This window comes from uncultured Streptococcus sp. (assembly GCF_963545685.1).
Lineage (GTDB): Bacteria > Bacillota > Bacilli > Lactobacillales > Streptococcaceae > Streptococcus.
Genome location: NZ_CAUUKN010000078.1, coordinates 1 through 4,533, shown reverse-complemented (window position 1 = coordinate 4,533; position 4,533 = coordinate 1). Strand labels below are relative to the sequence as shown.

4 protein-coding genes and 1 pseudogene are annotated in these 4,533 nt (G+C 37.0%); 3 read left to right on the top strand and 2 right to left on the bottom strand.

From position 1 onward, the window contains the following. A partial coding sequence (locus RWZ99_RS08825; protein ID WP_314678166.1) for a helix-turn-helix transcriptional regulator occupies positions 1-431 on the top strand: 431 nt, incomplete at its 5' end. A gap of 218 nt (positions 432-649) precedes the next feature. Then, positions 650-1,165: an HdeD family acid-resistance protein gene (locus RWZ99_RS08820; protein ID WP_003004261.1), complete on the top strand. Its 516-nt coding sequence runs from the start codon at positions 650-652 to the stop codon at positions 1,163-1,165. Positions 1,166-1,629: 464 nt separating this feature from the next. Here the strand turns inward: RWZ99_RS08820 and RWZ99_RS08815 are convergent, their stop codons facing one another. Then, positions 1,630-2,601 carry a helix-turn-helix domain-containing protein gene (locus RWZ99_RS08815; RefSeq protein ID WP_314678164.1) on the bottom strand — a complete coding sequence of 324 codons (972 nt, stop codon included), beginning with the start codon at positions 2,599-2,601 and terminating at the stop codon, positions 1,630-1,632. Between the two features lie 17 nt (positions 2,602-2,618). Beyond that, the gene (locus RWZ99_RS08810; protein ID WP_314678162.1) at positions 2,619-3,440 is read right to left on the bottom strand and encodes an oxidoreductase; all 822 of its coding nucleotides are present in this window, start codon (positions 3,438-3,440) and stop codon (positions 2,619-2,621) included. A 10-nt stretch (positions 3,441-3,450) separates the two neighbouring features. Here RWZ99_RS08810 and RWZ99_RS08805 point away from each other — a divergent pair. After that, a pseudogene (locus tag RWZ99_RS08805) lies at positions 3,451-4,425 on the top strand (low temperature requirement protein A); the annotation flags it as partial. Positions 4,426-4,533 lie beyond the last annotated feature (108 nt).

Here is a 4,533-nt window from a genome sequence, read left to right as displayed (position 1 = left end):
AAGATTTAGGAATCGGTAAACAATCCATCTCTGACTACGAAAAACAAAAAAGCTATCCTACCTTTGCAAATTTGGATAAGATAGCAGAATATTTTAATGCAACTCCAACCCAACTCTTTGGAACGAGTAAAGAGATTGAGTTAGAAAAGAGTGTTCTTGAATCTAATGAATACTCTGATAAAGTAAGTGAGATTTTAAAAGCTGTCAAATACATCGAAGATTTTCTAGAAACTGATGGACAGTACTTAGAGGATTTACTTTACTTAACAAGAGGCAACCAACTATACACAGAAGATGGAGATGAGTTGTATATTGATCCAACTTCTCAGAAAAGAACACTTCATAACCAATATGAACCTGGTTTTATTGAAGCAAGGGATAAATCTCCACTAGAACTCTTAATTGAAAATAAGGAATTGTTTGATAAATAGAAAAAGCGAGGATAACCTCGCTTCAGATTGAAGTTAAAATCTTTAGAAGACACTTTTATAAGGACTTTGTCTTCAATCTGTGAAAAGGAGTGAAAACTCCTTTTCTTTTTGTAAGTCAGACTGAAACTTCCAAATTGTTTATTTATTTTATTGACATTTTCTATAAAAATAAGTACAATAGTTTTATTAGCAAACTATACTATATAGGGGGTATTGAAATGAAATTTTCTAATCGTTTACTGCTATTCCTTGCAGGAGTTGTTTTTGTCCTTTTAGGACTTTTCCTATTTACAAACCCAGTAGCTAATCTTGTTGCTTACAGCTGGTGGATTTCATTTGGTTTACTGGTTTCTTCTATAGCAGCTATTTTAGGCTATTTCTCTGCACCAAAAGAGCTTCGCTCACCTGTTTATCTTTTCCAAGGATTTGTTAGTCTTCTCTTAGCTCTTTACCTCGTTGCTTATGGCTTTGTGACCCTGCCGGTCGTCATTCCGACCATTGTAGGAATTTGGTTAATTGTAGAAGCCATTATTGCTTTCTTTAAAGGCAATCGTCTAAGATTGATTTTCCCTATTATTGGTAGCAATATCATGTGGGTAGCCTTGCTTGAATTTTTACTAGGTCTAGTGATTCTGTTCAATCCAGTGGCTACAGGTGTCTTTGTCGTTTATGTCATTGCCTTTTCATTTTTAGTTACTGGCTTCACCTACATTATTGAGGCCTTTCGTAAATAGTCTAGTTGCTATTTCTATCGCATTCAAAAAAGCTGGGAAATCATATTCTCAGCTTTTTCGTCTCTTTAATTATCACTTTTTCGCATTCCATTCTACGTAGAAATTTGTTTTTCCATTTTATTCTCCAATTTGATCTCGCACTGACATTTATTTATAACAAAACTATATATCTAGAATAGCATAATCATTAGGTATTATAGGTTTTCAAACAAAATACGAGTCATTCGTTTTTGCCCCGCTTTTGCCCCATTTTTAAATCCTGACATTGAAAATACCTAAAAGTATTTCCCTAAAATCAGCTATATTTCAACATTTTTGTTTATTTTCAATATGAAAAGTTCTTACAAATTCATGTAGGGGGCATAGAAATACAGAAGAAAAAGCCTTGGTTTTACAAGGCTTTTTTGTGTAATCTTAGCACTGAAAAAACGATAGAAAAAACGCCCCTTCAGGTGCTTTTTCTATCAATGAGGCAGACCTCTATATTCTGAAATGGTTTGTCCTGTCCATTTTTTAAAGGCTCGTGAGAAAGACGATACTTCCGAATAGCCTAGTAGATAGCTGACATCTTCTGTTGTCATTTCTGGATTTTTGAAATAACCAAAGGCTAGAATCTTTTGGACATTTTGCAATTCTTGATTGAATTTGGTTCCTTCTGCAGTCAGGTTCCGTTGTAAAGTACGACTACTAATCCCTAATGATGCTGCTATATCTTCAATAGTAAAGAAACCACTTGGAATAGCCTGGTATAGTTTTTGCTGGACAACACCTGTGAAACTTTCACTATTCAATGCTTCTGCTAAGCGTTCCTTGAGCCGAGGTTCGAGGTAGTCTAGCATGACATTATTTGCCGTGAGGAAAGGCTTCTCTAAGTCAGCTTTTTTAAAGACTAGTTCATTCCCTTCCATTACTTCCACTTGGCATCCAAAAATACGAACACTATCTTCCTCATAAGTATAAGGAGTCCCGACATGTACTGGGATAATTTCTTGACCTGTTCCCGTCCGAATCAAATCAAGCAACAACAACTGTTCATTAAGGACAGCAAAGCGAGGCAGGTCTAAACCTGGATAATCATAACGGTAGCTCACACGGACAAGGTTATCAAAGACTTCCATATTCACAACAATCGGACCTGTAATCTTCTTGTATTTGGCAAAATGCTCTATCGCAGCTAAACCATTTTTAGAGGATAAGGCAGCGAAAAATGGAGGCATAAACATTTGAATATCCTTGATGCGGCTCATGGCAATGATTTGCTCATCATTAGCTATCTGATCAAGAGCTGTTAAGAGATGATAATAATCCAGAGTTGAAAGATTCATTTCCTCTTTCCAAGTGCTATCTGGTAGATTAGCTAATTCTAGAATCTTTTTCAGATCCAACCCTATAAGGCTTAAATGTTCAATAAACTGTTGACTGAGACTAAGGCGCATAAGCTTTCTCCATTTTATTAACGCATTACCATCAACATCATGCGATCAAAGAATTTATCCCCAAAAATGCGACGGATTGCTACTAAAAGCTTGCCTCCACGGCCAACAAGGTAACGAGTTTTAGGGTTACGTGCATTGATGATTTTAAAAACAGTACGTGAGATAACGTCTGGATTTGATCCTGCTGGTGTTGAGTTGTTTTCTATAGCTTTGATATAACTATTGACCAAACGACTGTAAGCGCCATTTTTAGATTCATAAGTGAAGTTTTGACCAACTGTTGCGCCAAAACCAGTATTGATCAGTCCAGGTTCTAAAACAACCACCTTGATGCCAAACTCCTTGACTTCCATACGGAGACAGTCACTAAAACCTTCAATGGCGTGTTTTGAAGCATGGTACCAAGCACCAAGTGGAGTATAGATTTTTCCACCCATTGATGACGTATTGATGATCAGACCATCTTTTTGTTGACGCATATATGGTAATACTTTTTTCGTCAAGCGGGCTACACCGTAGACATTAACTTCGAACTGTTGTTGCGCTTTTTCCATTGAAATGTCTTCGACAGGACCATAGAGTCCGTAACCTGCATTGTTCCAAAGAACATCGATACGACCTTGTTCTTCAATCACTTTTGCGACAACTTTTTCGATGTCCTCTTCGTTTGTTACGTCCATTTTCATGACATGGCCACCCATTGCTTCTAGGTCTTTCATTTTATCGACACTACGAGCCACCGCATAAACTGTGTGACCAGCTTTGATAAGGTCTTGAGCTGAAATTTTCCCCATACCTGATGAAGCACCTGTTACTAAGATAACCTTTTTGTTTGACATGATATTTTCCTCTTTGATGATTCAGACCGTTTATACCAATCGCTATGGGAAGAACTCTTTATTTAACATGGTAATCATGTTTATCAACATGGGTCTCCTACTCTTTATTTCAAATATGATTGGCCATGATTGGCAACTCTATTTCCACTCTTTTTGCTGGGCCGTTGGTACCCTAACCCTCACCCTCTTCTTTCAATATCTAGTTGAGTATTATCGAAAATCGACAGATACCGTCAAGCGAAAAAGTATCAAGGGTTTTCTCTGGATGACAGGATTGCGCACATTTGGTGTCTATCTAGCAGCTCTCCTTCCAATCAACCTTGGTATCTACGTCTTCGTTCTCAGTATCCTCTTGACCTTTATTATGCCCATTACCATGACTCGTAAGGGCAAGCGTTTTCAGGTCAATCTCCCCCATTTAATCGAACGCATTTCCCTTCTAGTCATTATCACTTTTGGGGAGATGATTATGGGGCTTGCTAACTTTTATACTCTAGAAGACTTTTCGATTTATTCGATTCTTTATTTCATCATCATGATTTCTCTGTTCATATCTTATTTTGGTCAATTTGATCATGCCATTGATGAAGCTTCTAATCAAAATGGAATTTTTCTCATCTATAGCCACTATCCTATTTTCATTGGCTTGCTTATGATCACTGTTTCTATGAATTTTCTTCTGAATCCTGAAGCCAATCACATCTTTGTGACTAGCTTCTTCTATATCGGATTTGGACTCTTTCAAGCTGCTGTCCTAGCCAATGGTCCTTTTAACAAGAAGTATCTGCAATACTCCAACACTTTCTATCTCATGGAGGCAGGGATGTTTGTGATTGCCTTCCTTCTTTCTTTAATCTTTGCTTCTACTCCTATGATAGTCGTGACTATTGCGACCATTTTAGCTCTAGCAATCCAAATCCATTTTATTCATTTTTACATGACCCAGACTAGAAAATATTCAACACCTAACTGGGATTTGTTTTAATGAGTTTTAACTTTTCTTGGTTAGATAAAAAAGAAGAACCATACAGTGTAGAATCTGATATGCCCCCTGTCAAGTAGACAGGTTAAATATCTAATAGTAGTGTCTGTT